Source organism: Sphingopyxis macrogoltabida (assembly GCF_001314325.1).
Lineage (GTDB): Bacteria > Pseudomonadota > Alphaproteobacteria > Sphingomonadales > Sphingomonadaceae > Sphingopyxis > Sphingopyxis macrogoltabida.
The window spans coordinates 1923992-1949598 of sequence record NZ_CP009429.1; the positions used below are offsets into that span (position 1 = coordinate 1923992).

At 64.7% G+C, this 25607-nt stretch carries 32 protein-coding genes; 7 read left to right on the forward strand and 25 right to left on the reverse strand.

Annotated elements, in window-relative coordinates:
- From queE to LH19_RS09630, 7 genes are all read right to left on the reverse strand, one after another.
- On the reverse strand, positions 1-633 hold the full coding sequence (queE, locus tag LH19_RS09600) for a 7-carboxy-7-deazaguanine synthase (RefSeq protein ID WP_054727388.1): 633 nt from the start codon (positions 631-633) through the stop codon (positions 1-3).
- Positions 630-1319, reverse strand: a complete 690-nt coding sequence (gene queC / locus LH19_RS09605) for a 7-cyano-7-deazaguanine synthase QueC (RefSeq protein ID WP_054727390.1) — start codon at positions 1317-1319, stop codon at positions 630-632. Before queC ends, queE begins: the two co-directional genes overlap by 4 nt.
- A 194-nt stretch (positions 1320-1513) precedes the next feature.
- Positions 1514-1930: a DUF3617 domain-containing protein gene (locus tag LH19_RS09610; protein WP_062912892.1), complete on the reverse strand. Its 417-nt coding sequence runs from the start codon at positions 1928-1930 to the stop codon at positions 1514-1516.
- Between the two features lie 147 nt (positions 1931-2077).
- Positions 2078-2992 carry an Hsp33 family molecular chaperone HslO gene (gene hslO / locus LH19_RS09615; RefSeq protein WP_054727395.1) on the reverse strand — a complete coding sequence of 305 codons (915 nt, stop codon included), beginning with the start codon at positions 2990-2992 and terminating at the stop codon, positions 2078-2080.
- Positions 2989-3915: an ornithine carbamoyltransferase gene (gene argF / locus LH19_RS09620; RefSeq protein WP_054727397.1), complete on the reverse strand. Its 927-nt coding sequence runs from the start codon at positions 3913-3915 to the stop codon at positions 2989-2991. Before argF ends, hslO begins: the two co-directional genes overlap by 4 nt.
- 28 nt (positions 3916-3943) lie before the next feature.
- Positions 3944-5131, reverse strand: a complete 1188-nt coding sequence (locus LH19_RS09625) for an aspartate aminotransferase family protein (protein WP_054727399.1) — start codon at positions 5129-5131, stop codon at positions 3944-3946.
- Between the two features lie 115 nt (positions 5132-5246).
- A complete protein-coding gene (locus tag LH19_RS09630) occupies positions 5247-6233 on the reverse strand; it encodes an LLM class flavin-dependent oxidoreductase (protein ID WP_054733301.1) in 987 nt (328 codons plus the stop codon).
- Between the two features lie 173 nt (positions 6234-6406).
- Here LH19_RS09630 and LH19_RS09635 point away from each other — a divergent pair, with 173 nt between their 5' ends.
- On the forward strand, positions 6407-7030 hold the full coding sequence (locus LH19_RS09635; protein WP_054727400.1) for a YqiJ family protein: 624 nt from the start codon (positions 6407-6409) through the stop codon (positions 7028-7030).
- A gap of 63 nt (positions 7031-7093) precedes the next feature.
- A complete protein-coding gene (locus LH19_RS09640) occupies positions 7094-8788 on the forward strand; it encodes a flotillin family protein (RefSeq protein ID WP_054727402.1) in 1695 nt (564 codons plus the stop codon).
- Positions 8789-8855: 67 nt separating this feature from the next.
- Here LH19_RS09640 and LH19_RS09645 read toward each other — a convergent pair whose 3' ends face one another.
- A complete protein-coding gene (locus tag LH19_RS09645) occupies positions 8856-9308 on the reverse strand; it encodes an Lrp/AsnC family transcriptional regulator (protein ID WP_054727405.1) in 453 nt (150 codons plus the stop codon).
- A gap of 73 nt (positions 9309-9381) precedes the next feature.
- Here LH19_RS09645 and LH19_RS09650 point away from each other — a divergent pair, with 73 nt between their 5' ends.
- Both LH19_RS09650 and LH19_RS09655 read left to right on the forward strand, forming a co-directional pair.
- Complete coding sequence (locus tag LH19_RS09650) at positions 9382-9972, forward strand: LysE family translocator (protein WP_054727407.1); 591 nt, start codon at positions 9382-9384, stop codon at positions 9970-9972.
- Between the two features lie 68 nt (positions 9973-10040).
- Entirely contained in the window at positions 10041-11057 is a 1017-nt protein-coding gene (locus LH19_RS09655) for an aldo/keto reductase (protein ID WP_054727409.1), read from the forward strand.
- Here the strand turns inward: LH19_RS09655 and LH19_RS09660 are convergent.
- Entirely contained in the window at positions 11042-11611 is a 570-nt protein-coding gene (locus LH19_RS09660) for a hypothetical protein (protein WP_054727411.1), read from the reverse strand. The two genes, LH19_RS09655 and LH19_RS09660, sit on opposite strands and share 16 nt — an antisense overlap.
- Positions 11612-11658: 47 nt before the next feature.
- Here LH19_RS09660 and LH19_RS09665 point away from each other — a divergent pair, with 47 nt between their 5' ends.
- Complete coding sequence (locus LH19_RS09665) at positions 11659-12126, forward strand: DUF411 domain-containing protein (RefSeq protein WP_054727413.1); 468 nt, start codon at positions 11659-11661, stop codon at positions 12124-12126.
- A gap of 100 nt (positions 12127-12226) precedes the next feature.
- Here LH19_RS09665 and LH19_RS09670 read toward each other — a convergent pair whose 3' ends face one another.
- On the reverse strand, positions 12227-13105 hold the full coding sequence (locus LH19_RS09670) for a dienelactone hydrolase family protein (protein WP_054727415.1): 879 nt from the start codon (positions 13103-13105) through the stop codon (positions 12227-12229).
- A gap of 214 nt (positions 13106-13319) precedes the next feature.
- On the opposite strand from LH19_RS09670, the gene LH19_RS09680 reads away from it, so the two are divergent.
- Positions 13320-14497, forward strand: a protein-coding gene (locus LH19_RS09680) for an IS3-like element ISSpma1 family transposase (RefSeq protein ID WP_145923348.1) whose coding sequence is annotated in 2 segments (ribosomal slippage) — positions 13320-13584 and positions 13584-14497 — 1179 coding nt in all. Because the reading frame shifts where the segments join, the coding sequence is not laid out codon by codon here.
- Between the two features lie 61 nt (positions 14498-14558).
- Here LH19_RS09680 and LH19_RS09685 read toward each other — a convergent pair.
- From LH19_RS09685 to glmU, 9 genes are all read right to left on the reverse strand, one after another.
- Positions 14559-15230 (reverse strand): HAD family hydrolase, encoded by a 672-nt coding sequence (locus LH19_RS09685; protein WP_054727417.1) that lies wholly within the window; start codon positions 15228-15230, stop codon positions 14559-14561.
- Positions 15231-15467: 237 nt separating this feature from the next.
- Positions 15468-16181, reverse strand: a complete 714-nt coding sequence (locus LH19_RS28585) for a hypothetical protein (RefSeq protein ID WP_145923402.1) — start codon at positions 16179-16181, stop codon at positions 15468-15470.
- A 129-nt stretch (positions 16182-16310) separates the two neighbouring features.
- Positions 16311-18134 carry a glutamine--fructose-6-phosphate transaminase (isomerizing) gene (glmS, locus tag LH19_RS09690; RefSeq protein ID WP_054727419.1) on the reverse strand — a complete coding sequence of 608 codons (1824 nt, stop codon included), beginning with the start codon at positions 18132-18134 and terminating at the stop codon, positions 16311-16313.
- A gap of 17 nt (positions 18135-18151) precedes the next feature.
- Complete coding sequence (locus tag LH19_RS09695) at positions 18152-18520, reverse strand: PIN domain-containing protein (RefSeq protein ID WP_054727421.1); 369 nt, start codon at positions 18518-18520, stop codon at positions 18152-18154.
- A complete protein-coding gene (locus tag LH19_RS09700; RefSeq protein ID WP_054727423.1) occupies positions 18517-18741 on the reverse strand; it encodes a ribbon-helix-helix domain-containing protein in 225 nt (74 codons plus the stop codon). Before LH19_RS09700 ends, LH19_RS09695 begins: the two co-directional genes overlap by 4 nt.
- 30 nt (positions 18742-18771) lie before the next feature.
- Positions 18772-19236: a GNAT family N-acetyltransferase gene (locus LH19_RS09705; protein WP_054727426.1), complete on the reverse strand. Its 465-nt coding sequence runs from the start codon at positions 19234-19236 to the stop codon at positions 18772-18774.
- A 1-nt stretch (position 19237) separates the two neighbouring features.
- A complete protein-coding gene (locus tag LH19_RS09710) occupies positions 19238-19555 on the reverse strand; it encodes a hypothetical protein (protein ID WP_054727428.1) in 318 nt (105 codons plus the stop codon).
- Positions 19552-20100, reverse strand: a complete 549-nt coding sequence (locus LH19_RS09715; RefSeq protein ID WP_054727430.1) for a GNAT family N-acetyltransferase — start codon at positions 20098-20100, stop codon at positions 19552-19554. The genes LH19_RS09710 and LH19_RS09715 overlap by 4 nt, the downstream gene beginning before the upstream one ends.
- A gap of 4 nt (positions 20101-20104) precedes the next feature.
- The gene (gene glmU / locus LH19_RS09720) at positions 20105-21460 is read right to left on the reverse strand and encodes a bifunctional UDP-N-acetylglucosamine diphosphorylase/glucosamine-1-phosphate N-acetyltransferase GlmU (RefSeq protein ID WP_234716126.1); all 1356 of its coding nucleotides are present in this window, start codon (positions 21458-21460) and stop codon (positions 20105-20107) included.
- Positions 21461-21519: 59 nt separating this feature from the next.
- Here glmU and LH19_RS09725 point away from each other — a divergent pair, with 59 nt between their 5' ends.
- Positions 21520-22182 carry an HAD-IA family hydrolase gene (locus tag LH19_RS09725; protein ID WP_054727433.1) on the forward strand — a complete coding sequence of 221 codons (663 nt, stop codon included), beginning with the start codon at positions 21520-21522 and terminating at the stop codon, positions 22180-22182.
- On the opposite strand, the gene LH19_RS29175 is transcribed toward LH19_RS09725, so the two are convergent.
- The 6 genes from LH19_RS29175 to LH19_RS09750 form a co-directional block, all read right to left on the reverse strand.
- Positions 22179-22505, reverse strand: a complete 327-nt coding sequence (locus tag LH19_RS29175) for an alpha/beta hydrolase (protein ID WP_201258442.1) — start codon at positions 22503-22505, stop codon at positions 22179-22181. The genes LH19_RS09725 and LH19_RS29175 overlap by 4 nt on opposite strands.
- Before the next feature lie 19 nt (positions 22506-22524).
- Entirely contained in the window at positions 22525-22902 is a 378-nt protein-coding gene (locus LH19_RS29180) for an alpha/beta fold hydrolase (protein WP_201258441.1), read from the reverse strand.
- Positions 22903-22976: 74 nt separating this feature from the next.
- Complete coding sequence (locus LH19_RS09735) at positions 22977-23990, reverse strand: nucleotidyltransferase domain-containing protein (protein WP_054733307.1); 1014 nt, start codon at positions 23988-23990, stop codon at positions 22977-22979.
- A complete protein-coding gene (locus LH19_RS09740; protein ID WP_054727436.1) occupies positions 23987-24853 on the reverse strand; it encodes an HprK-related kinase A in 867 nt (288 codons plus the stop codon). The genes LH19_RS09735 and LH19_RS09740 overlap by 4 nt, the downstream gene beginning before the upstream one ends.
- Positions 24850-25131, reverse strand: a complete 282-nt coding sequence (locus tag LH19_RS09745) for an HPr-rel-A system PqqD family peptide chaperone (protein WP_054727438.1) — start codon at positions 25129-25131, stop codon at positions 24850-24852. The genes LH19_RS09740 and LH19_RS09745 overlap by 4 nt, the downstream gene beginning before the upstream one ends.
- On the reverse strand, positions 25124-25570 hold the full coding sequence (locus LH19_RS09750; RefSeq protein ID WP_054587962.1) for a MarR family winged helix-turn-helix transcriptional regulator: 447 nt from the start codon (positions 25568-25570) through the stop codon (positions 25124-25126). The genes LH19_RS09745 and LH19_RS09750 overlap by 8 nt, the downstream gene beginning before the upstream one ends.
- Positions 25571-25607: the final 37 nt, after the last annotated feature.

Sequence of the window (25607 nt, forward strand, 5' to 3'; positions counted from 1 at the left end):
TCAGCGCAGCCCCAGGCTCTTGTGCGTCTGGAGCGACAGGCGCCAGCGCGGGTCCGCCATCACCAGATCGATGCAGCGCCGGACATTGTCCTCCGCGTGCGGATCGTCGAGCGGCTGGATCAGCCGGTGCGCGAAATCGAGCGACGCGAGCATTTCGACGTCGCTGCCCGGCTGCGGCCAGACCAGTTTGAGTTCGTCACCACTCCGTTGCACCAGCTCGCTGCCCGCCTTGGGGCTGATACAGATCCAGTCGATGCTGCGCGGCACCGCCAGCGTGCCGTTGCTTTCGATCGCGATCGTGAAGCCTTGGGCATGGAGTGCGTCGATCAGCGCGTCATTGACCTGCAGCATCGGCTCGCCGCCGGTGAGCACGACATAGCGGTCCCCCGGCGCTTCACCCCAGCTTTCCGCAACGACTGCGGCAAGCGCCTCGGCATCGCGATATTTGCCACCGAGCGTCCCGTCGGTGCCGACGAAATCGGTATCGCAGAATTGGCAGATCGCCTTGGCCCGGTCCTTCTCACGCCCGGTCCAGAGGTTGCATCCGGCGAAGCGGCAGAAAACGGCGCGCCGGCCGGCCTGCGCGCCCTCCCCCTGAAGCGTGAGGAAAATCTCTTTGACCGCGTAGGTCATGCGCCGGTGTAGCGGGTCGGGTCGGGCAGCCCGGCGTCGGCGAAGCCCTTGCTGCGCAGGCGGCAACTGTCGCACAGGCCGCAGTGGAGATGATCGGGGGTGGGATCATAGCAGGACCAGCTCATCCCCGCGTCCATGCCCAGCCGCGCCGCCTCGGCCGCGATGTCGGCCTTGGTCATATGCTGGAGCGGCGCGTGGATGTGGAAATCGACCCCCTTGTCGCCATCGCGCGTCGCGAGCCGGGCCAGATCCTGAAATCCGGCGATGAATTCGGGGCGGCAGTCGGGGTAGCCCGAATAGTCGAGCGCATTGACCCCGATGACGATGTCCTGCGCCTGCCGCGCTTCGGCAAGGCCGAGCGTCAGCGACAGGAAAATGAGGTTGCGGGCGGGAACATAGGTAATCGGGACATCGTCGCCGACACCATCCTTGGGGACGTCAATATCAGCGGTCAGCGCCGAGCCGCCAAAGCGGCGAAGATCGAGCGGCAGGACGATATGCTCGGCCGCGCCGACATCGCGTGCAATGCGCGCAGCCGATTCCAGTTCGACGCGATGGCGCTGGTTATAATCGATCGTCAGCGCGACGATGCGCGCGCCGGCTTCGCGCGCAAGGCCCGCGCAAACCATCGAGTCCAGTCCGCCCGAGAGAAGGACGATCAGCGTTTTTCCGGCAAGATTCTGCATCGGCGCCCGATACGCCTGCACCAAAGGCGGCGCAAGGGGCGGCTCGGCCCTTCCCTTACCAAAAGAAAGGGCCGCACGGCTTTCGCTATACGGCCCAAGTCGGCAAGAAGCCGTTAGGGAGAAGGACACACATCGGTGCGTCGTGATCCCGAAGCTAATTGCCGATGGTTAACATCGCGTTACGAAACCGGCGGTCAGTTCGCCGCGGTGCAGGCCCCCACCCGCCGCGCCTCGATCGCCTGCGAGAAAGGCCGGCCTTCGGCGATGCCCTGCGTATCGATCTGAACCAGTCGGTTGGTTTCGGCCCGGATGCTGGTCCGGCCATGCCCCGCGCCGGGGCAGGTATAGTGGACCGTCACCGACTTCGGCGCGTCCTCGATGATATAGCGCGAGCAGCCCGAGCGCGGGTGGTAGATCTGGATCATCCGCCGGGCATCGCCGAGGCAGAAGGTCTTGACCACATCGGGCTTGCCGCGTTCGCGAAGCTGCCAGCTCCCCTTTTCGAGCCGGTCGAGCATCGCCAGCGACGGCGCCTGCGCGGGCACGGCGCTCGCACCGGCAAAGGCAAACGCCATCAGAGACCATCGTATGAAGGGAGTCGAGATCGCCATTTCTACCTATCCATTGGCCGCCCGATACGGGCGAAATTGCGACCCCGTTTGATACAAGCTAGCGATGCCCCGACAGGATTTCAACCGCTTGGCGCTGGATTGCCTCGCTTCGCCGTCTCGATTTGCGACGAAATGCCACGGGCCCGCTCAGGGGCGCGACGCGATGTCTTCGAGAGCGATCGGAAAAATGCGCGAGCAAAAGGCGCAGTCGACGACGATTTTCCCTTGCTCGTCGGCCATATCCTGCCGCTCGGTCTCGGGAAATTGTGCGAGCACGCCGGCGAAATAATCGGGGCTGCACCGGCAGCCGCGCGAGACCGCCGCGCCGGGCTCGATCCGCACCTCGTCCTCGTGGAACAACCGCCACGCAAGCGTTTCCAGCGAGGTCGCCGGATCGGTCAGTTCCTCGTCTTTCAGCGTCGCGCCGATCGTCTTCGCATGCTCCCATTCGGGAAGATCGTGGCGGACATGCAGGCGGTCGCGCCCGACCTCGCCCTCGGGAAGGTGCTGGAGCAGCATCCCGCCGGCGACGCAGCCGGCTTCGGCATCGTGGCGCGCGGCGAGCTTGATCAGGCTCGAAATCTGCTCCGACTGCTCGAAATAATGCTCGGCGGCGGCGCCGATCGAGGCGCCCTCAAGCGGCACGATGCCCTGATAGCGCTCACCGGTCGCCTCCTGATCGAAGGTGATCGCGAGGAAGCCCTCGCCGAACAGCGCGAACAGCGTCGGGTCCGAGCCCACTTCGGCCAGCCGCTCGGCGTCGAACTTCAGATAGCCGCGCAGTTCGCCGCCGCGATAGTCGCAGACGAGCAGTTCGACCGGCCCGCCGCCGGTCTGCGCCTGCAGCGTCATCTGCCCGCCTTCGGTCTTGAGCGTCGAGCCGAGCAACACGGTCAGGACAAGCGCCTCGGCGAGCAGCTTTTCGGCGACCGGCGGATAGCTGTGCGCCGCCATGATCGTGTTGAGCACGGGGCCGAGCCGCACGAACCGGCCGCGGACATGCCGCGCCGCGATGGTGAAGACCAGCGGCTGGTCGAACCAGGTTTCGATCGTCTCGCTCATAGCTTGCCGAGTGCCCAGAGCAGGATCGACTTCTGCGCGTGGACGCGGTTTTCGGCTTCGTCCCAAATCCGCGATTGCGGGCCGTCCATCACCGCGTCGACCACTTCTTCGCCGCGATGCGCGGGAAGGCAGTGGAGGAAGATCGCATCATCCTTCGCCGCGGCCATCAACCGTTCGTCGACCTGATAGGGCGCCATCGCCGCGAGCTTGTTGTGCGCATGATCCTGTCCCATCGACACCCAGGTGTCGGTGACGACGAGGTCGGCGCCGGCCGCCGCTTCGCGTGCGTCGCGCAAGATGTCGATACGGCTACCCTTCGCGCGCGCCGCCTCGACGAACGTCGCATCGGGATCATAGCCCTGCGGGACGCCGGCGCGGATATGAAAGCCGAACAGTCCGGCCGCCTCGATCAGCGAAGCGAGCACATTGTTGCCGTCGCCGAGCCAGGCGAGTTCGAGACCGGGGAGCGACTTGCCGCTTTCGACGATCGTCAGCAGGTCGGCGACGATCTGGCACGGATGCGACAGGTCGGTCAGCCCGTTGATCACCGGGACGCTCGCATATTCGGCCAGTTCCTCGGCCTTTTCATGATGGTCGGTGCGGATCATGATCGCGTCGGCATAGCGCGACAGGACGCGCGCCGTGTCGGCGATCGTCTCGCCGCGGCCGAGCTGGGTCACGCCCGCATCCATGATCATCGACGCGCCGCCGAGCTGGCGGATCGCGATGTCGAACGACGCGCGGGTGCGGGTCGAATTCTTCTCGAACACCATCGCCAGTACATGCCCGGCAAGCGGGGCATCGGCATCGGCTTTCGCCTTGGGCCAGCCCGCGCGCGCCGCCTTGCGGTCGATGGCGTTGGCAAGCATCGCCGCGACCGCGTCCCCGCCCGCGTCGGACAGGTTCAGGAAATTCCGCATCACGCCCTCCGTTCTGCAGGAACGGAAAACATCAGGACTCGGGCGGCGTATAGCTCGCCGCGCCTGCCGACAGTTTCTCGATGAATTCGGCGATATGGCTGTCGTCGATGTTGAGCGGCGGCAGCACGCGGACGACATTCTCCCCCGCCGCGACGGTGAGCAGCCCATGATCGTCACGCAGGTGCGCGACGAAGGCGCGGCTGTCCGAATTAAGCTTGAGGCCGAGCATCAGGCCGACGCCGCGGACGCTGTCGAAGAGCTGGTCGTGGTTCGGAATGAGTTGTTCGAGCGCGCCGCGCAGCCGTTCGCCGGTCGCCTTGACCGACGCGAGGAAACCTTCCTCGAGCACGACGTCGAGTACCGCCTGCCCCGCCGCGCAGGCGAGCGGGTTACCGCCATAGGTCGACCCGTGCGTGCCGATGACCATGCCGCGCGCCGCCTTTTCGGTCGCGAGGCACGCGCCCATCGGGAAGCCGCCGCCGATACCCTTGGCACTCGCCATGATGTCGGGGGTGACGCCATAATGCTCATAGGCATAGAGATGGCCGGTCCGCGCGACACCGCACTGGACTTCGTCGAAGACGAGCATCAGGTCGCGCTTGTCGCAAACATCGCGCAGCGCCTGCAGGAACGGCTGCGACGCGGGGCGGATGCCGCCCTCGCCCTGAATCGGTTCGACAAGGAAGCCCGCCGTATTGTCGTCGACCAGATCGAGCGCAGCGTTGATGTCATCGAACGGCGCGTAAGCGAAGCCCGGCAGCAGCGGATCGAAACCCTTGCGCAGCTTTTCCTGGTTGGTCGCCGAGATCGTCCCGAGCGTGCGGCCGTGGAAGGCGTTGTTGAAGGTGATCAGCGTGTGCTTCTGCGGATTGTCCCCGCTCGAATGATAGGCGCGCGCGGTCTTGATCGCGCATTCGACCGCCTCGGCGCCCGAATTGGTGAGGAAGACCGTGTCGGCAAAAGTGTTCTCGACCAGCCGCGCGGCATAGGCCTCGCCCTGCGGGCTGCCGTAGAGGTTCGACACGTGCATCAGCGTCGCGGCCTGCTCCTGAATCGCCTTGGTCAGGTGCGGATGACCATGACCGAGCAGGTTGACCGCGATGCCGCTCGCGAAGTCGAGATAACGCTCGCCGCGCTCGCCGATCAGATAAGCGCCCTCGCCACGCACCGGACGCACACCGCACCGGGGGTATACGGGCATCAGCGGCGTGATCGTCATGGCAGGCACCTTTCAGTCAAAAGTAAAAAGGCGACCACAAAACGGGCCGCCCTTGGTCGGACCGCCCCTATACTGCCGCAGCCGGAGCCGCGTCAACACGCGGGGCGCGACGGGTTCAGAGCGACTTGCCCGCCTCCATCGTCAGCGTCAGCGAATGCTTGCGCGCTTCGGGATCGTACATCGACGACGCGACGATCACTTCGTCGACGCCCGTGCGTTCGACGAAGGCCTTGAGCCCCGCCGCAACGTCGTCGGCGGTTCCGACCGCCGAACATTGCAAGACATGGTCGAGGATCGCGCGCGCATTCGGCGGCAGGCTGTCCTTATAGCCTGCAAGCGGCGGTTTCATCTTGCCCGGATTGCCGGTGCGCAATGCGACGAAGGCCTGTTGCTGCGACGAAGCGAGCAGTTCGGCTTCCTCGCGTGTGTCGGCGGCGAAGACATTGAACGCCGCCGCGGCATAAGGCTCGGACAATTGTGCCGAAGGTTTGAAGTTGCGGCGATAGATGTCGAGCGCTTCGTCGAGCGCGTCGGGCGCGAAATGGCTGGCGAAGGCATAGGGTAGCCCGAGCATCGCGGCGAGCTGCGCGCCGAACAGGCTCGACCCCAATATCCAGAGCGGGACATGCGTCCCCTCGCCGGGCACGGCGCGGATGCCGAGTTGCTCGTCACCCGCCAGAAAGGCCTGGAGCTCGACGACATCCTGCGGAAACTGCCGCTCGTCGCTCGCGAGATTGCGGCGCAGCGCCCGCGCGACAATGCCGTCCGACCCCGGCGCGCGCCCGAGCCCGAGATCAACGCGGCCCGGAAACAGCGCCTCCAACGTCCCGAACTGCTCGGCGATCACCATCGGCGCGTGGTTCGGCAGCATGATGCCGCCCGCGCCGATGCGGATCGTCGAGGTCGCTTGCCCGATATGCGCGAGCACCACCGACGTCGCGGCACTGGCGATCCCCGCCATCCCGTGATGTTCCGCGACCCAATAGCGTTCGTAACCGAGCGCCTCGGCATGACGGGCCAGATCGGCGGCGTTGGCGAGCGACTGAGCGATCGAACCGGTGTCGGTAACGGGTACGAGATCGAGGAAGGAGAGTTTCGTCATGAAACCGATATGCGGTGAGCAGGCCGGCGATTCAAGCAGCCGTCCGGTCATTCAAACGAGGCGGCACCGATCATCATAGCGAACGCAGTCCGACCAGCCGCCGCAATGCGCCGGCGTTTGCTTCCAATACAGCTGCGCTTGCCAAAGATGGCATTGATGGCCAAGAAAAGCCGATGTTCGATCAGCTCCTTGCCCCCGAAAATGTCGTGTTCAGTTCGGCGCTGCTGTTGATGCTTCTGATCGGCGTGGTCCAGGCGACGGGGCTTTCGGGCGACATCGACGGGATGGATATGGACGCGACCGGCGACGCAAGCGCTGCGAATGCGCTCCTCGCTTGGGCGGGGATCGGGCGCGTCCCGTTTCTGATGTGGCTGGTGCTGTTTCTGGCCATCTTCGGTGCATTGGGGCTGGGACTCCAGCAATTGATGACCGCACTGACCGGCGGGGCGGGATCGAATTTGCTGATGGTGCCACTGACCGCACTGGCTGCCCTGCCCCCGACCAGTGCCGCTGCACGGATCGTCGGCCGGATATTTCCCGGCCTCGAAACCACCGCGATCGACCGCGACGAACTCATCGGACTCTACGCGCAGATCAGCATCGGTACGGCGCGTGAAGGCCATCCCGCCCGCGCCCAGGTTATCGACCGGCACGGGCAGACACATCAGATCATGGTCGAACCCGACAGCCCCGACCAGGTTTTCCAGACGGGCGAAAAACTCTTGTTAGTCAAACGCGAAGGCGAATTGTTCAAGGGATTCACGAACGGCGATTTCTATTTACCCCGGCTCGACTGATCCTAATATCGATCATCGGCCTTCCAAAGTCTGGAAGCGCGAATCGGGGGTTATGGACAGTCCATGATTGAAATCGCCATCTACGCCGGGATCGGGCTTGCCGCCCTGTTGATCCTGGGACTTATCATCACGCGACTTTATCGCCGCGCCACCAAGGAAATAGCGTTTGTACGCACCGGCTTTCGCGGCGAACGCGTCGTGATGAACGGCGGCGCGCTGGTGTTGCCCGTGTTGCACGAAACGATGCCGGTCAACATGAACACGGTGCGGCTGGCGGTTGAGCGCAAGAATACCGACGCGCTGATCACCCTCGACCGGCTGCGCATCGACGTGAAGGCCGAATTCTACGTCCGCGTCCGCCCCGACGGCGGCGCCATCGCCATGGCGGCGCAGACGCTGGGCCTGCGCACCATGAATCCCGAGGCGCTGAAGGATCTCGTCGAAGGCAAGTTCGTCGATGCGCTGCGTTCGGTCGCCGCCGGGATGACGATGAACCAGTTGCACGAGCAGCGCGCCGATTTCGTTCAGAAGGTACAGCAGGTCAGTTCGAACGACTTGGCGATGAACGGTCTCGAACTGGAATCAGTTTCGCTGACCGGCCTCGACCAGACGTCGATCGAGCATTTCAATGCCAACAACGCCTTCGATGCCGAGGGTCTGACGAAACTGACCGAACAGATCGAACTGCGCAAGAAGGCGCGCAACGACATCGAGCAGGACACGCGCGTCCAGATCGAAACCAAGAATCTGGAAGCCGACAAACGCAGCTTCGAAATCTCGCGCGACAACGAGTTCGCCAAGCTGAGCCAGGAACGCGAGATCGAAATACGCCGTGCCGAGCAGGCCGCCGAAGTCGCGCGCGAACAGGCGCAGCGCAATCAGGAAGCCGAAAACGCGCGAATTCAGGCCAAGCAATTGGTCGATGCGAAACAGATCGAAGCCGACCGGGCCATCGAGGAAGCGCGCATTGCCCAGGAACAGGCGATCGAACTTGCCCGGCAGGAACAGCAGATCCTGATCCAGAACAAGAGCCGCGAAGAAAGTCAGGCGCGCGCCGAAGCCGATAATGCGCGTGCGACCGCGGTGGCCGCCGAAGAGCAGGTATCGACCGCGCGCGAAACGGAGATTGCCGAGCGATCGAAGCGCATCGAGCTGATCGAGGCGGCCAAGGAAGCCGAACGTCAGGCAATTTCGGTGAAGGTGCACGCCGAAGCGGAAAAGGAAGCCGCGTCGAACCGCGCCTCGGCGTTGCGCCTCGAGGCCGAAGGCGAAGCCGAAGCCGAAAAATTGCGCGCCGAGGCGGCGCGCGTCCGTTTCGAGGTCGAAGCGGCAGGCCAGCGCGCGATCAACGAAGCGGCGAACATCCTTTCGTCGGGGCAGATATCGCTGCAGACGAAGATGGCACTGCTCAAGGTGCTGCCCGAGGTCGTCCGCGAAGCGGCGAAACCGATGGAGGCGATCGATTCCATCAAGATCGTGCAGGTCGACGGCCTTGGCCAGAATGCCGGTGGGTCATCCCTCGCCAGCGGCGATCCGGGCAGCGGCAATCTTGCCAGCAACGCCGTATCCGCAGCCCTCGCCTATCGGGCGCAAGCGCCCGTCATCGACAGCCTGATGAAGGAATTGGGTTTTGACGGCGGGTCGCTCGACGCGCTGGTCAAGGGGGCGGCAACCACGCCTGTCGAGGCCCCGCTCGTTGAGGCCGTCGAAAAGCCAAATCGCAAACGCGGCACTTCCACGGCAACCGATATCGAATAGCGCCGGGCGCCCATCCCCACACGCCGAACCCGATGGCGAACCGATCGCCATCGGGTTCGGCGACTAGCTACGCCCGTTCGTCCTTCGGCGATCCCATCAGCACATAGGTGGTGATCGAATGCACCTGCGGCAGCACCCCGAGCACTTCGGTGTGGAAATGCTTGTACGCCGCCAGATCCTCGGTCTCGACGCGAAGCAGATATTCGATCGTGCCGGTGACATTGTGGCATTCGCCCACTTCGGGCGCGGTCGCCATCGCCGCTTCGAAACCGACCTGCGACTTCTTCGTATGCGACGACAGGCCGACGGCGACATAGGCGATGAACGAGAGTCCGCGCTTCGCGGGGTCGATCTGCGCGCGATAGCCGGTGATGACGCCGCTGCGTTCGAGCTCTTGAACCCGGCGCAGGCAGGCAGAAGGCGAAAGTCCGACCCGCTCGGCGAGTTCGAGGTTCGAGATTCGCCCATCGCACGACAACTCGTGCAATATCTTGCGGCCTATGGCATCCATCTTGGTCATTGATTGCATATTCTAGACCGTCACCGCCGATCTTTGCAATCCATCGCGTTGTGAAACGCATTATGTTGCACGCATGGAACAGACCACCCTAGCCGCGCTTTCCGCCTTCGCGCTCGTCTCGTCGATCACGCCGGGGCCGAACAATATGATGCTGATGGCATCGGGCGCCAACTTTGGCCTGCGCCGCACCGTGCCGCACGCGCTCGGCGTCGGGATCGGCTTCACGCTGATGATCGTCCTCGTCGGCATCGGGCTGATGGGACTGTTCGACCTGTTCCCGGTGCTGAACCTCGTGCTCAAGGTGGTGAGCGTCGCCTATCTGCTGTGGCTGGCGTGGAAGATCGCGGGCGCCGCCGCGCCCGATACCGAAAGCGGCGCCCGCGGCAGGCCGATGACCTTCGTGCAAGCGATGCTGTTCCAGTGGGTCAATCCCAAAGCGTGGTCGATGGCGCTGACCGCGATCGCGCTTTATGCGCCCGACCGCAATCTCGCGGCGGTGCTGCTCGTTGCGATCGTCTTCGGTCTCGTCAACCTGCCGTCGACCAGCCTGTGGGCGGTGATGGGCACCGCGCTGCGCGGCTGGCTGTCGAGCCCGGCGCGGCTCAAGGCGTTCAACTGGACCATGGCGGCACTGCTTGTCGGATCGCTCGCGCTGCTGATCTGACCCGATTGCAAGGTTGCGAGACGCAACCTATGCACGGCGCTCCCTTCCCCTGACCGGAGAACAGAGCCATGCAAAGCCGCCGCCTCGGAAAAAGTGCCATCCATGTGTCCGACATCTGCATGGGGACGATGACCTTCGGCAGCCAGACCGACGAAGCCGAAGCGTTTCGCGTCCTCGACCGCTGTTTCGACGCCGGGATCAACTTCTACGACACTGCCGAGGGCTATCCGGTACCGCCCGACACCAAATGGGTCGGCCGCACCGAGGAGATCGTCGGCCGCTGGATGAAGACCAAGCCGCGCGACGCGATCATCATGGCAACCAAGGTTTCGGGGCCGAGCCACGTCTGGTTCAAGTCGCCGTGCCGCGGCGGGATGACCGCGCTCGACCGCAAGAATATCATGCAGGCGATCGACGACAGCCTGACCCGCCTCCAGACCGACTATGTCGACCTGTACCAGACGCACTGGCCCGACCATGATGCGCCCTATGACGAGATGATGGATGCGCTCGACGAACTCGTTCGCGTCGGCAAGGTCCGCATCCTCGGCTGCTCGAACGAGACGAGCTGGGGGCTGATGAAATCGCTGTCGGCGTCGGAAAAGCTAGGCGTCGCGCGCTATCACACGATCCAGAATAATTTCAGCCTCAACAACCGCCGTTTCGAGGACGAACTGGCGCAGGTTTGCCGGCAGGAGGGTGTCAGCCTGATCCCCTATTCGCCGCTCGCGGGCGGGGTGCTGTCGGGCAAATATCAGGGCGGCGCGACACCCGAAGGCGCCCGTTTTTCCCGCTATCTAAAGATGGAAGGCCGGCAGGCCGCGATGGGCCGGCGGTTCGTCAACGAACGGAGCCTCGCCGCGACCGAACGCTACCTCAAGATCGCCGCCGACGCCGGGCTGCACCCGGTCACGATGGCGACGGCCTGGTCGAAACAGCACGACTTCGTCGCTTCGACGATCGTCGGGGTCAGCGCCGACGATCAGGTCCAGCCGATCCTCGATGCGATGGAACTGGTGCTCGACGACGAGGTGATGAAGGCGCTGCACAAGGTCAGCCGGGATATCCTTTACCCGATGGGTTGAAGGCCCGGCCATTCGAGGACGAGCGCTTCGCCGGGGCGGAGCGCTCGCCATGCCTGTGCGAGCCGGTCGAACGCACCGAACACCTGCGGCCGGGCACCGTCCAGTCGGGCGCGCTCGTCGGCGCTGAGCGATGCGCGCGTCCGGTCGGCCTCGCCGCGCGCGGCGCGCTGTGCGGCGCTGTCGGGCCGGGTGGCGCTCCGCCAGTCGACGTCGAACAGGAAAGCGGCGAGTTCGGACAATTCGCCTTCGCGCCCCTGCGCCCTCACCAGCTTCGCGCCTTTGGCGACCTGTTTGCGAGCCGCACGCTGGCGCTCCTTCGCCGACAGCGTCCCGCCGGCTTCGACATGGAACGACCCGGCGTCGCCGCCCGCCGCGATCTGGCCGAACACGCCGTTTTTCAGGCCGAGCGCAGCCTCGACGACGAAATGGACCATGTCGTGCGGCAGGTCGGGATCGAAGCCGGGCGCCGGGTCCATGACGAGCGCCGGGCCGTCGCCGCGCTCGATGCGCATGCTGTAGCGGCGTTCGCCCGAACGGATGAAATGGACTTTCACAGGCCCCGCCTATAGGCTCGCCGCACCCTCTGCCAAAAGGATTTGCGATGACCTCTGTCCGCCGCGCGTTTTACGCCCTCGCCGCATTCTCCGCCATCATCGGCACCGCGCACGCCGCCAATCCGACGATGTTCCGCGACGCCGGCTGCGGTTGCTGCCTGAAATGGCTGGAACAGGTGCAGGCGTCGTTCGGCAAGAAGGCGGTGGTCATCAATTCGCAGGACATGGCCGCGGTGAAGGACAAGCAGGGCGTGCCGCAGGCGCTGCGCAGTTGCCACACGGTGCTCGTCGGCGGCTATGTCATCGAGGGCCATGTTCCCGCGAAGGAAATCGCCCGCCTGCTCCGTGAGAAGCCGAAGGGCGTCAAGGGCCTTGCGGTCGGCGGCATGCCGATGGGATCGCCCGGCATGGAGCATGGCGACCACCGCGAGGCCTATAAGGTGATGACCTTTGGCCCCGCCGGCCAGCGCGTCTATGCGAGCTATGCCGCAAGCGGTGGCGCCCACGCGCACTGAGCGGCGACATTTTCGTATCCGTTCGCATCGAGCGAAGTCGAGATGCCCCTCGGTCGTGCACGCCTTCGGTGTCTCGACTTCGCTCGACACGAACGGAAAGCTAGGCAGGCTTTAACTCGGCCTTGAACAGCTCGAGCATCCGGCCCCACGCCTTTTCGGCCGCGGCTTCGTTATAGGCGCGGCCGTCGGGCGGGCACCAGCCGTGCATCGCGCCTTCGTAGACCTCGACCTCGTGCCAGTGCGGCGACTGAGCGAGCACTTCCTTCAGCAAGACCTTCTCGTTCGGCGTTTCCTTGTCGTCATTGTCGGCGATGGCGAACAGATAGCCCGCGTTGGTATCGCCGATCAGCAGGTGCGGACTGTCGGGCTTGTCGGTCGCGACGCCGCCGCCGTGAAAGCTCGCCGCCGCGCCGACGCGGTTCGGGCTCAATGCGGCGGTATAGATCGTCATCGCGCCGCCCATGCAATAGCCGGTGGTACCGATCCGGCGCTTCGTATCGACCTCGGGCTGCGCATCGAGGAACGCGAGATGCGCCTTCGCATCGACCTCCACCGGTGCCCGCGTGAGCTGTTTCAGATAACCGAAGAGTTTCTCGCGTACTTCGGGCACGTTGAAATCGTTCGTCGCGTCGACGACGGGCGACTTCTGCCAACGGTAGAAGGGATTGACGGTCAACACCGCATAGCCCTCTGCGGCAAGGCGGTCGGCCATCTGGCGGAAGGCCGGACGTAAACCCCGGATATCGGGCCACACCAGCACGCCGGGATGCTTGCCCTCGGCCGGCGCGACGAAATAGGCGTCGGCGGTACCATCATCGGTCGTGATGGTGACGTCGCGACCCTTCACCGGCTTGCCCGCCATCGCCTGCACGGGGAGCATCGTCGCCAGTGCGCCGGCCCCGGCGAGCGCGGTAAAACTGCGCCGCGCGACGGGCATTCCGGCGCGATCGAGATCGGCTTCGGTAGCTTCGGTACACATGATGTCTCTCCTTAGGGGATTCGGGAAAGTGGTGGAAAACTGCGTAACTTTACGCGCGATTGACCTTTCGGTTGGGCACGCGAACGGGTCAGCGCCCCGCATCGCGGCAGGCTAATATGGCGATCCTTTTTAGGACAGCGATTTTTCCTCCTGATCTGCCCCCCGCTGAGTGGCCCAGAGACTATGATAGTCTGGACCATGAAAGGGACATTGAATGCCGAGCAAGAAGCACAAGCCGGAAGAGATCATCGGCAAGCTGCGTGAAGTTGAGATTGTGCTGGCGCAGGGAGCGAGCACGGCTGAAGCCTGTCGCCGGATCGCGGTCAGCGAGCAGACCTATTATCGGTGGCGCAAGGAGTATGGCGGCCTGAAGACCGACCAGGCGCGGCGGATGAAGGATCTGGAGAAGGAGAACCAGCGGCTGCGCCGGGCGATCTCGGACCTGACCTTGGACAAGCTGATCTTGCAGGAGGCTGCACGGGGAAACTTCTGAGCCCCGCGCGGCGGCGGCGCTGCATCGATCAGGTACGACGGGATCTGCCAGTCCGGGTATCCGAGCGACGGATATGCCGGGTGCTGGGTCAGCATCGATCGACGCAGCGCAAGATGCCGCGCGGGGCGGATGACGAACAGGCACTGACCGAGGACATCATTGCATTGGCGAAGCAATATGGTCGTTACGGCTACCGCCGGGTCACGGCGTTGCTGTGCCATGCGGGATGGACGGTGAACCATAAACGTGTCGAGCGGATATGGCGGCGTGAAGGACTGAAAGTCCCGCAGCGCCAGCCAAAGCGCGGGCGTCTATGGCTCAATGACGGATCGTGCATCCGGCTACGCCCCGAATATCCGGGGCATGTCTGGGCCTACGATTTCGTCGAGGGGCGGACGCATGACGGTCGCAAGTTCCGCATCCTCACGATCATCGACGAGGCCAGCAGGGAATGCCTGGCGCTCATCGTTGCACGGCAACTCAAGCATGAGGATGTTCTGGCGGCCCTGGCCGACCTGTTCATCTCGCGTGGGCCGCCAGCGCATATACGATCCGATAATGGTAGCGAGTTTATCGCGACCGCCGTCCAGAAATGGCTGGGGCAGATCGGCGTAAAGACCCTCTATATCGCGCCGGGATCACCATGGGAAAATGGCTATAACGAAAGCTTCAACGGGTCGCTTCGCGACGAACTGCTCAATGGCGAGATCTTCTACAGCCTCGCCGAGGCCAGGGTGCTGATCGAGGCATGGCGGCGGCATTACAACACCGTCCGCCCGCATAGCAGCTTGGGCTACCGGCCACCGGCACCGGAAACGGCGACACCGCCATATCCGGCCTCCGGTTCCGCTTCGCTCCACCTCCGTCCGGATATGGCGGCGATGAGCTTAATGCACTAACAAACCAATCGGTCCACTCGGTGGGGGCAGACCACTCCCGGCGGCGAAGTCGCGGGGAGGATCAGCGCGATATCGCAGCCGTCAGTGCGATCTCGTCGAAGCTGTGCGCCACATGATGCACCCCGACCCCGCGCAGCATTTCGCCATGCGCCGCACGGTCGACGATATGGCCCGCGCCGCAAAAGCCGACGACGGTCATCCCCGCCGCAATCGCGGCCATGGCCCCGGTCGGCGAATCCTCGATCGCCAGGCAGGTCGCGGGATCGACGCCGAGCCCTCTGGCGGCGGCGAGATAGATATCGGGAAAGGGTTTGCCGCGATCCCAGCCGTCGGCGCTGTACACATGCCCGCCGAAATGATGCCCGAGCCCGAACAGGCCGAGCGCCCAGCCGATATATTCGGCGCGGCTCGACGAGGCGATCGCGCGCGGCAGCTCCCCCAGCGTATCGAGAAAGGCCGGCGCCCCGGGCACTGCGTCGAACCCCTCCATGAAACGCGCCCGCGCGCGGGTCCGGTGGGTCTCGCGAAAATCGGCGGGCAGCGCGCGCCCGAAACGCGCCTCGATCCGCCGCTGCGTCTCCTGCCAATTATGCCCGTAATAGTCGCGCAGGCATTCGTCGTAGGTCGTCGGCATGCCCGCCGCGGTCAGGCTTTCGGACAGCGACAGGTTCGCGCGCACTTCGCTGTCGGCGATGACGCCGTCGAAGTCAAAGATGATGCCGGCGGGAGACACCGGCGGCCAACGCGATTCACCATATTTTTCTCGCTTTGCGGGCCGCGCGGCGAATGTTTGGCATGTCAGCAACGCAACAACCTTAAAACGTGGCGATCATGTCGGTTCGGTTCCCGACGCACAGTTATCCAATTGGAGAGCATGGATGATGTGAAAAATGATTGTCAACGGGTTGCCGCCAGAGGTGAAGAATTAGCAGAAATCGCTACGAAGTGGTCACAGGAGCGGGATGCCACTTCAACTGCTTTGCGCAGGAAACTCTAAGGCAGCAAACGCTTCTAAGATGCTCTCACAAAGATGCAAGAGTCCAGCAAGCGTTTGAAATAGCTCCGACTCTCCAATGCCGGATTGTGGCGGGAGAACTAAGAATGACTCACTTACCTTAGGGGGACGCATTTGAATTGTCGTTCCCTGCGGTGTGTCAACGAAGTCGAACCCAACACGTTCATATTGGACTTGAGGCTGAGGCATTAAAGATTGGTGCTTATCCATAACATCAAGATCGTGCACCGCTCGAAGCTCAACGTTGCCGCCTTTCCACGGCTTTAGATCTTTAACCAGATCTATTGCATCCGCGCCACAGCGGTTAAATTTCTTACGCTTAATTTGTTCTTCCAATCCGTCAGCGTCACGGGCGAAGGGGAAATAAACTCCCGTTCGACTTCTACCATTCAGCTCAGCCATCTCGCTGGCCATTAAATCAAGAGCAGCGCGCATGTTATGGACTATGTCTCCGAGTATTGCAGGAGTATCTTCTGGTATTTCACGTATATGAATTTCTACTGAGACTTTACCCGTCAGCTCCTTGTCGTTGACATTTTCCTGGTGAAAGCGACCATTAGAGTATGATACGAGTCCTTTCTCCAGAACAGGATCAAGTACAGAGCGAAGCTCATTGATAAGCCGCTTTGCGCGCCTTAGCTTGATACGACTATCGGAGAATATTTCCATAAATGAGCCCAAGCCAAATGATCATTATCTTCGAGCACTGTCGTGTGTGAAGCAAATTATCCCGCTCCTTAAGGAGCATATCCATAAGGGCGCGAAGCCAAACGCGTCGACCATAGAGATTTACACGTCTCACTCCACCGTAACGCTTTTCGCCAAGTTCCGCGGCTGGTCGACGTCGGTCCCCTTCGCCACGGCGACATGATAGGCCAGCAACTGCACCGGCACCGCGTAGACCAGCGGCGCGATCAGCGGGTGGACTTTGGGCATTTCGATCGTCGCCATGCAGCCTTCACCGGCTTCGGCGAGGCCTTCGGCGTCGCTGATCAGCACGACCTTGCCTCCGCGGGCGCGGACTTCCTGCATGTTGCTGACGGTCTTTTCGAACAGCGGGCCCGAGGGGGCGAGGACGATGACCGGCACCGCTTCGTCGATCAGCGCGATCGGGCCGTGCTTCATTTCGCCCGAGGCGTAGCCTTCGGCGTGGATGTAGCTGATTTCCTTGAGCTTCAGCGCGCCTTCGAGCGCAAGCGGATAGTCGGGGCCGCGGCCGAGGTAGAGCACATCGCGCGCCGGGGCGACGAGATGCGCCATCGCCGCGATATCCTCGTCGTGCTGGAGCGCGGCGTTGAGCGCGGCAGGCGCCTCGATCAGGTGCCGGACGATCTCATGCTCATCGTCGGCGCTAAGCTTGCCCTTCTTGAGCGCGAGGTGCGCGGCGAGCGCGGCGAGCACGGCGAGCTGGCAGGTGAAGGCCTTGGTCGAGGCGACGCCGATTTCGGGGCCGGCGTGGGTCGGCAGCAGCAGGTCGGCTTCGCGCGCCATGCTGCTCGTCGGCACGTTGACGACGACCGCGATCGTCTGGCCGTTCGCCTTGCAGTGGCGGAGCGCCGCGAGCGTGTCGGCGGTCTCGCCCGACTGCGAGATGAAGAGCGCGAGGCCGCCGGGCTGGAGCACCGGGTCGCGATAGCGGAACTCCGACGCGACATCGATGTCGACGGGGACGCGCGCGAAGGTCTCGAACCAATATTTGGCGACCATCCCGGCGTAGAAGCTGGTGCCGCAGGCAACGATGGTGATGCGGTCGATCTTCGAGAGGTCGAAATCCATCTGCGGCAGCGCGACGGTCTGTTCGAGCGGGCGGATGTAGGAGGAGAGCGTCTGCGCGACCACGGTCGGCTGCTCGAAAATCTCCTTTTGCATGAAGTGGCGGTAATTGCCCTTCTCGATCGTCGCGGCGCTGACGCCGCTGGTCGTGATCTCGCGCTCGACCGGATTGTTGTTCTCGTCGAAAATGCGCGCGCCGTCGCGGGTGATGACGACCCAGTCGCCTTCCTCGAGATAGGCGATCTTCTGGGTCAGCGGCGCGAGCGCGAGCGCGTCGGAGCCGAGATAGGTTTCGCCGTCGCCATAGCCGACGACGAGCGGCGAGCCGAGGCGGGCGCCGATCAGCATGTCGGGATGGCTGCGGAACGCGATGGCGAGCGCGAAAGCGCCGCGAAGCTGCGGCAGGACGGCCTTCACCGCATCCTCCGGCGACTTGCCGGCCTCAATCTCTTCCGAGACGAGATGCGCGACGACTTCAGTGTCGGTCTCGCTTTCAAAGGTGCGTCCGCGCGCGGTCAGCGCCTCGCGGAGCGGCTTGAAATTCTCGATGATCCCGTTGTGGACCAGCGCAACTTCGCCCGTTGCATGCGGGTGGGCGTTGTTCGTGGTCGGCGCGCCGTGGGTCGCCCAGCGGGTGTGTGCGATGCCGACGAGCCCCGGTGCGGGATTGCCCGCAAGTTCCTTGACGAGATTGGCGAGCTTCCCCTCGGCGCGGCGGCGGACGAGCTCGCCGCCCTCGACCGTGCAGACGCCCGCCGAGTCATAGCCGCGATATTCCATGCGCTTCAGCCCGTCGACCAGACGGTCCGCCACTTGGGTTGTGCCGATGATTCCGATAATTCCGCACATGGGGACTATGCTTTCTTCTAGAGCGTGTAGGGAACGCGGATACCCGGCATCGATGCCGGAAACACCTTGATATTGCGCGTAACGAGGATGCGGCCCGATATTTGCGCGGTTGCTAAGACGAAGGCGTCGGCCATCGTCAAGCCCTTGCGTTCGGCCCTCAACGCAGCGGCGCGTCGGGCCACCGCATCGCCGACCTCCTCGATCGCGAAACAGCCGAGAAAGGCCTCGACCGCCTTCACCGACGCGGGGTCGGCGGCCGACATCACCTCGGTCCAGCTGATCCGGCTGACGCTCTTGCGTCCGGCGCGGCGAATCTCGCTGCGCGCCGCCTCGACGCCGTTCAGCGCGTCGATGAGGATATCGCTGTCGAACTGCGCCTCGATCATTCGCGCTTGCCCCTGAGGCGGCGCTGATATTTCAGGCCGTCGCCGATATCGTCACGCGACCGCCATATGCCGAACCCATTGTCGATCGCGTCGCCCGATATGTCGGCGCGGTACGCGCTCACCGCGCGGCGCATCAGCTCGGCGCGCGACACGCCCTGCGACGCCGCGAGCGCATCTAGCCACTGGACATCGTCATCGGGAATATCGGCAAGGAAACGCATGCGCGCTTGATATCATATCATGATATCAAGTCAATCGATGAGCTTCCGGTACACGAGGAAGCCCGATTTTTCCGCAATCCGGTCGTATAGCTGCATCGCCGTGCTGTTGGTTTCGTGCGTTTGCCAATAGACGCGCGGGATCGCCTGCCGCCGCGCCGCGTCATAGACCGCCTCGATCAGCGCCCGCCCGACACCCGTGCCGCGCGCCTCCGCGACCGTGAACAGGTCCTGCAAATAGATCGAAGGCTGCAACGCGGTGGTGCTGCGATGGAGCAGATAGTGGGTAAACCCCAGCAGCGCGCCGTCCTGTTCGGCGACGAGCGCGAACATCGGCTCATAGGGATCGAAGAAGCGCGACCACGTCGCCGCGGTGATCTCGGGCGCCAGCGCCGTGTCGCCGCTGCGGCCGTAAAATTCGTTATAGCCGTCCCACAGCGGCAGCCACCGGTCGCAATCGGCGGGAACGGCGGGGCGGACGATCGGCGGGCTGGCCATCTCAGCTCCGCCCGAAATTCCGGTCGACGAAGATCATCGCGAACTGCCACGGATCGGCGGCTTCGCCATTGCCGGCTGCGAAACGCTGCTGCCCGTCGGCCCAGATCCGCTGGATCTGCGCCGGCAGCTCGGGGCCGAATTTCATCTGCTGCGCGACGATCTCTTCCCAGCTTCCGCCCGTCACGCCGAAGCTCTGGCGAAGCTGCGGCACCATCGCCTTGCAGTAGTTCTCCGTCGCCGGGTCGAGATGGCCGTTCGCCTTCAGCACCCAGGCATCGACGAAGCGCAGGAAGGGTTTGTCTTCGTAACGGTCGCTCACTTGAACTGGGTCTCCACTTTTTGCCACTCGTCCTTGAGCAGGCCGAAAATCAATGAATCGCGGACGCCGATATGCGTCTCCCATTCGCCCCGCAGATGCCCCTCACGCCGGAATCCCAGCTTTTCGAGCAGCGCGATCGACCCGGCGTTGTCGGGGTCGGTATCGGCGAAGATACGGCGCAGCCGGCCTTCGGTAAAGCCATGCGCGATAACGCAGGCGACCGCCTCGCGCGCCAGCCCGCCGCCCCAGCGGTCGCGGCGGAGGATATAACCGACCTCGCCCACCCCGGGCTTGCCGTCCATCAGGATCACCCAGCCGAGCGCACTGTCATCGCCGGCCGCGGTGATCGCCCAGCACAGCCAGCCCTGCCCTTCTTCGGCATTGCGCGTGACATAGGCCTCGGTCTCGGCGAGCGACTGATGCGGACCGCTCGACCACCAGGTCATCAGTTCGGCATCGGACAGCACCGCGAACAGCGCCGCGGCATCGTCGGCGCGGAGCTGGCGCAGCACCAGCCGCGCGGTGGTCAGCGTCGGGGCGGCCATCGTCCTATTTCTTCTCCGCCGCCTTTTTCTTGCGCATCGTGTCGTGGAAGCGGTCGGCCCAGCCCGGTTTGACGAGCTGTTCGGCGCGCACCATGCGGAGGTCGCCGTCGCCGACATCGCGCGACACCGCGCTGCCCGCGGCGACGATGGCGTCGCGGCCGATCGTCACCGGCGCGATCAGTGCGCTGTTCGATCCGATGAAGGCATTCTCGCCGATCACCGTCTGATATTTGAAATAGCCGTCATAATTGCAGGTGATCGTGCCCGCGCCGATATTCGCGCCCGCACCGACGGTGGCGTCGCCCAGATAGGTGAGGTGGTTCGCCTTGGCGCCCTTGCCCAGATGCGCCTTCTTGGTCTCGACGAAATTGCCGATCTTCGCCTTTTCCTCGAGCACCGTGCCGGGGCGGAGGCGTGCGAAGGGGCCGATCTCGCAGCCCGCGCCGATGTTCGCGCCTTCGATATGGCTGTTGGCGCGGATCGTCACATGGTCGCCGACCGTCACGCCGGGGCCGAAAAAGACATTGGGTTCGATCGTCACGTCGCGGCCCAGCTCGGTATCCCAGGAGAACCAGACGGTATCGGGCGCACGCAGCGACGCCCCACCCGCCATCGCCTCGTCGCGCTTGAACGCCTGCCATTGCGCCTCGGCCTGCGCCAGTTCAGCGCGGCTGTTGATCCCGGCGACATCGTTCGGATCGGTCGTCACGACTGCGCACGACCGCCCGTCGGCGTTCGCGATGTTGACGATGTCGACAAGGTAGAATTCCTTCGCCGCATTGTCGTCGGTGACGCGTGCGAGCAGCGCGAACAGATCGCGTGCCTTTGCCGCCATCAGCCCCGAGTTGCAGAGCCGGACCGCGCGTTCGACTTCGGTCGCGTCCTTGTGCTCGACCATCTTGGTCACCCGGTCGCCATCGGTAATGACGCGGCCATATTGCAGCGGGTCGTCGGGTTCGAACGCGAGGACGACGACCGCGGGAGTGTCCGCAGCGTTCAGCCGGTCGATCATCGACTGCATCGTCGCGGTCGGGACGAAAGGCACGTCGCCATAGAGGATCAGCACATCGCCGTCGAAACCGGCCAGCGCGCCCTCGCCCTGCTGCACCGCGTGGCCGGTGCCGAGCTGCGGGTCCTGCACCGCCAGTTCGGCCGAACCGCCGAGCGCGGCTTCGAGCTGGTCAGCCTTGTCGCCGACGATCACCACCTTCTTCGCAGGGCTCAGCGCATCGACGCTCGCCATCAAATGCAGCAGCATCGGCCGCCCCGCGATCGGGTGCAGCACCTTGTGCAGGTCGGATTTCATGCGGGTCCCCTTGCCGGCGGCGAGGACGATAGCGGCGATCGGTCGGTTGCTCATGCGCGCTGCCATGCCAGCAAATCATTGCGGTTTCCAGACCATCGGGCCATGCGCACGCGATGAATGACTTCCCTTTCCGGATCGTCGGATTCGACCTCGACGGCACGTTGGTCGATACGGCGGGCGACCTGACCGCCGCGGTCAACCACGCGCTGTCGCTCGTCGGGCGGGCGCCGCTACCCGAAGCGGCGGTGCGGCCGATGATCGGGCTGGGCGCGAAGCATATGCTCGAACAGGGGCTGGCGGCGACCGGCGGCGTCCCGGACGGCGATGTCGAGCGGCTCTATCCCGAACTGCTGCGCTATTACGAAGACCATATCGCGGTGCACAGCCGCCCCTTCCCCGGCCTGATCGAAGCGCTCGACCGCCTCGACGCGCTCGGCGTGCGTACCGCGGTGGTTACCAACAAGATGGAGCGGCTGGCGCGGATATTGCTCGGCGAACTCGGGCTGGCCGACCGGATGGCGACGATCATCGGCGGCGACACGCTGGGCGTCCGCAAACCCGCGGCCGAGCCGATCCTCGCGATGATCGAACGCTGCGGCGGCGGCCGTACGGCGTTCGTCGGCGACAGCATCTATGACGTGATGGCGGCGACGAACGCCGGAGTGCCCAGCATCGCGGTCAGCTTCGGCTTCCTCGACCGGCCGGCGGCAGACCTCGGCGCCGATCATGTCATCGACGATTATGGTGAGCTGATCCCGCTGCTCGAAACGCTTTAGATCGCGACCGCCCGCGCCGCCTCGTCGATCAACGTCGCAACCTCGGCCGGCATCGAAGCGAGCGATGCGTGGCCGGCGTTCAGGGTAATGACCTTTTTCGCGCCCATCCGGCCCGACATCATCGCCTGATTGTCGGGGTGGATCATCCGGTCCTCGCTGGAAATCTGATACCAGCAATCCTTGTTGCGCCATGCCGGGTCGGACATCATGTCGCCAAAGGTCGTTGCCAGCGGTGCCTTCTGCGTCACTGCCATCACCCGCGCGCCATCGGCATCCAGATCCTGACAGAAGTTTTCGTGAAACTTGTCTTTGCGTATCCACAAATATCCATCGCTGTCGGGCTCAAGCGCGGCGGCGCCCGCGGGCGCATGCGTCTGGGACGCATGCGCCCGCGGGCGCATGCGTCTGGGTGATGCCGCCCGGCGATTCGCCCTCATCCGGCGCAAAGGCGGCGATGTAGACGAGACCTGCGACATTGGGATGATTGCCCGCGCCGGTGATCACCGCCCCGCCATAGCTGTGACCGACCAGCAGCACCGGCCCGTCATGCTGGGCGATCATCCGGGTCGTTCGCGCAACATCGTCGGCAAGCGACGTCAGCGGCAGTTCGACAGCCTCGAGCGAGCTATGACCCAATGCGTCGAGCGCCAGGATAACCTTGCCCCAATGCGCGGCGCCGCCCCAAAAACCGTGAACGAGCAGGATTGCGGGAGTCGTCATGTCACCTCTCCTCTTATCCGGTTTTCGGACGATAACATGTCACGGCAGCGCGCCCAACCGCGACCTTTTCCCGGTTACCGCGTCCGCCACTTGGTCCACAGGTGCCGCGCGAGCATCGCGGGCGGCATGCGTAGCCAGTGCGAGCGGATGTAGAAGGCCTGCTGGAGCGCGAAATCGGTCGGACGCCCCCAGTCGTCGCGCGCCAGCAACCGGCGGCGATACCGGCCGTCGCCCGGGTCCTGTCCGTCCCAGCCCGAAGGAAGATCGCTGCCATAGAGATCGCGCGACAGCCGCGCCGCGCGGCGAACCGGCGCGCGCAGCCCGTGCAGGTCGGCGCGCGCGTCGAGCTTGCCCCAGAAGCCGGGATCGGCCGCGGCAAAGTCGCGCGTCAGGCAGTGGAAATCCCAGAGGTTGCGGAGGCCCCCCTGCAAATCGCCATCGGCCAGCATATGCGCCGCGCAGTGGCACATCATGTCGGCGGGGCAGAGCACGGCATGGCCGCTGCCGGTCGCCACCGCATCGCTCATCAGCGCGAGCGCATCGGGGGTGATCCGGTGGGTCCTCGGCAGGATCGTATGATGGACATCGATCATCCGGTCGCGCGCCTTGTGGATCAGCGGCGGGAGCTCGTGCATATGATCGCGGTAATAGGCGTCGTCATAGGGATCGGGCTTTACCCACTCCCATTCTGCCGCGAGCAGCTCGTTCTCGGCGCGGCCGATATCGCTTTGCAGGACGAGAATATCGAGGTCGCCGATCTGGCGGCCCGCCGAACAGGAGAGGCCGGCCGCGGCATAGGCCGTCCCCTTGAGCAGCACGAATTCGATGCGCTGTTCCCTCAGCGCGCGGCGCGCCATCTCGGCTTCCCACAGCGCCTGTCGCTGCGCGACCTCGGCCGCGATGCGCTGGTCGGCGAACAGTGCGGCGACCGAAGGCGGCAGGTCGGCCGCTTCGAGCCGGCAGGCGAGCGTCGCGAGCATCGCTTCGCTGCGTGCGACGCCGATCACGCCGTCCCAGTCGCGCGGGCCGAGGTCGACCGCAGCGCGGCGCCCGGCCAGCAGGTCGACGAGCGTCTGCACCGCGCTCATCGCGCCGCCTCCGCCCACAATTGTTCGGCAAGCGCGATCCCCGTCGCGCTGTCGGGATAGGAGATGCCGAAAGCGGGCGTCTCGCGCACCAGCCGGGTCAGCGCCACGAAGCCCGCCTCGCCGAGCGTGACATAATTGGTCGATGATTCGGTGAGGCGCACGAAGGCTTCGCCCTCCCCCATCGGCTCGATCGCCGCCTCGCCGCCGAAGCGCGGGAAGAGGAGCAGCGCCGGGCGTGCGGGTTCGTGCATCGCCGCGATCGCATTACCTCGCGGGATCAAGTGGCGGATGTCGCCCTTCGGCGTTCCCGCAAGCAGCGGCCCGAGCCGCGATGCGTCGACCCGCGACGCCATTTCGGCAATCGCCGCGTTTTTTAGGCTGACGGCACGCGGGAAGGCGAGCGCATCGCCGCTGGCGGGATCGATCAGGGTAAACTCGTCGCCCATCAGCCGCCAGTCGCCCTCGCCCAGCAGCGCGGCAAGCGTCGATTTTCCCGACCCCGATTCGCCCGACATGATCAGCGCGCGGCCATCCTTCGCGACCGCGCTGGCATGGAGCAGCATATGCCGCCGCCAGCCCAGCGCGACCTGCAGGTTCATCGCCATCTCGGCGGCGAGCAGCCCCATCGACAGCGGCAGCGGCAGCGCATCGGGGACGATGAAATCGCCCCCGATATGCACCGACGGGCGCAGCCAGCGCCGCCAGGGCCGCGCCGCGAACAGGCGCACCGTGGCGTCGGCCGGGCGTGCATCGTCCTGCGGATAGGCGGCATAGAGCCGGTCAAGCGCGGCGATCGGTTCGGGCCAGTCGCTGCCGACGCGAAACTGGACGGGGCCGACGGCGATCCGCGTGCGGTGCCTCACGCGCGCTCCACCAGCCCCAGCGCGGCGAGTTCGGCCAAGCGGTCGGCGACGATCGCCGGTGCATCGCCATCCGCATCGAGATCGAACGCCGCGGCGAGCCGGTCGGCGAGCATCGCGGCATCGCACATATCGCTGCCCATCAGCGCGAGCATTTCGGGCATCGGCGGCGCGACGAGGTGCGTCTGCATCGAACGGCGGTCGAAAATGGCGGTAAGTTCGCCGACCGGCTCGATGCGCAGGGCGTCGGGCGGGGCGGCGCGATAGGCCCGGTCAGGCATAATCTTCGGCGGCGGCAGTCAGCTTGGCGAGGATGGTGAGCAGTGTCGCGCGTTCGCGTTCGCTGATCGTCGATTCAAGCTGCGCCTCGCTTGCCAGCGCCGCGGGGACGATCGCATCGTAGAGCGAACGGCCAGTCTCGGTGAGTTCCAGATGGTGCGAGCGTCCGTCGGCCTCGTGCGCCTGCCGCGCGATCAGGTGGCGGTCGGCGAGCGCCTTTGCCGCGCGGTTGACCGTGACCTTGTCCATCCGCGTCGCCGCGACGAGTTCGCGCTGGGTCAGCGGCTTGCCTTCGCCGAGCACCGCCATCAGCCGCCATTCGGGAATCTTGAGGCCGAAGCGGTTCTGATATTCGGCCGCTATGCGGCTCGATAGCGCGTTCGACGCGATCGACAGCCGGTATGGCAGGAAATTGTCGAGGTTCAGTTTCTTGGCGGCCATATGCTATCCATATCGCCTGATCGCCGTCTGTGAAGCC

Coding starts and splice junctions, on each gene's coding strand:
- LH19_RS28585 (WP_145923402.1), bottom strand. CDS start 16,181: ATGGAAATATTCTCCGATAGTCGTATCAAGCTAAGGCGCGCAAAGCGG.
- LH19_RS09635 (WP_054727400.1), top strand. CDS start 6,407: ATGTTCGATCAGCTCCTTGCCCCCGAAAATGTCGTGTTCAGTTCGGCG.
- LH19_RS09645 (WP_054727405.1), bottom strand. CDS start 9,308: ATGACCAAGATGGATGCCATAGGCCGCAAGATATTGCACGAGTTGTCG.
- glmU (WP_234716126.1), bottom strand. CDS start 21,460: ATGAGCAACCGACCGATCGCCGCTATCGTCCTCGCCGCCGGCAAGGGG.
- LH19_RS09705 (WP_054727426.1), bottom strand. CDS start 19,236: ATGGCCAGCCCGCCGATCGTCCGCCCCGCCGTTCCCGCCGATTGCGAC.
- hslO (WP_054727395.1), bottom strand. CDS start 2,992: ATGAGCGAGACGATCGAAACCTGGTTCGACCAGCCGCTGGTCTTCACC.
- LH19_RS09630 (WP_054733301.1), bottom strand. CDS start 6,233: ATGACGAAACTCTCCTTCCTCGATCTCGTACCCGTTACCGACACCGGT.
- queC (WP_054727390.1), bottom strand. CDS start 1,319: ATGCAGAATCTTGCCGGAAAAACGCTGATCGTCCTTCTCTCGGGCGGA.
- LH19_RS09650 (WP_054727407.1), top strand. CDS start 9,382: ATGGAACAGACCACCCTAGCCGCGCTTTCCGCCTTCGCGCTCGTCTCG.
- LH19_RS09715 (WP_054727430.1), bottom strand. CDS start 20,100: ATGGCCGCCCCGACGCTGACCACCGCGCGGCTGGTGCTGCGCCAGCTC.
- LH19_RS09670 (WP_054727415.1), bottom strand. CDS start 13,105: ATGTGTACCGAAGCTACCGAAGCCGATCTCGATCGCGCCGGAATGCCC.
- LH19_RS09735 (WP_054733307.1), bottom strand. CDS start 23,990: ATGAGCGCGGTGCAGACGCTCGTCGACCTGCTGGCCGGGCGCCGCGCT.
- LH19_RS09725 (WP_054727433.1), top strand. CDS start 21,520: ATGAATGACTTCCCTTTCCGGATCGTCGGATTCGACCTCGACGGCACG.
- LH19_RS09655 (WP_054727409.1), top strand. CDS start 10,041: ATGCAAAGCCGCCGCCTCGGAAAAAGTGCCATCCATGTGTCCGACATC.
- LH19_RS09625 (WP_054727399.1), bottom strand. CDS start 5,131: ATGACGATCACGCCGCTGATGCCCGTATACCCCCGGTGCGGTGTGCGT.
- LH19_RS09745 (WP_054727438.1), bottom strand. CDS start 25,131: ATGCCTGACCGGGCCTATCGCGCCGCCCCGCCCGACGCCCTGCGCATC.
- LH19_RS29180 (WP_201258441.1), bottom strand. CDS start 22,902: ATGACGACTCCCGCAATCCTGCTCGTTCACGGTTTTTGGGGCGGCGCC.
- LH19_RS09750 (WP_054587962.1), bottom strand. CDS start 25,570: ATGGCCGCCAAGAAACTGAACCTCGACAATTTCCTGCCATACCGGCTG.
- LH19_RS09640 (WP_054727402.1), top strand. CDS start 7,094: ATGATTGAAATCGCCATCTACGCCGGGATCGGGCTTGCCGCCCTGTTG.
- LH19_RS09695 (WP_054727421.1), bottom strand. CDS start 18,520: ATGATCGAGGCGCAGTTCGACAGCGATATCCTCATCGACGCGCTGAAC.
- LH19_RS09700 (WP_054727423.1), bottom strand. CDS start 18,741: ATGCGTTTCCTTGCCGATATTCCCGATGACGATGTCCAGTGGCTAGAT.
- LH19_RS09665 (WP_054727413.1), top strand. CDS start 11,659: ATGACCTCTGTCCGCCGCGCGTTTTACGCCCTCGCCGCATTCTCCGCC.
- LH19_RS09610 (WP_062912892.1), bottom strand. CDS start 1,930: ATGGCGATCTCGACTCCCTTCATACGATGGTCTCTGATGGCGTTTGCC.
- queE (WP_054727388.1), bottom strand. CDS start 633: ATGACCTACGCGGTCAAAGAGATTTTCCTCACGCTTCAGGGGGAGGGC.
- glmS (WP_054727419.1), bottom strand. CDS start 18,134: ATGTGCGGAATTATCGGAATCATCGGCACAACCCAAGTGGCGGACCGT.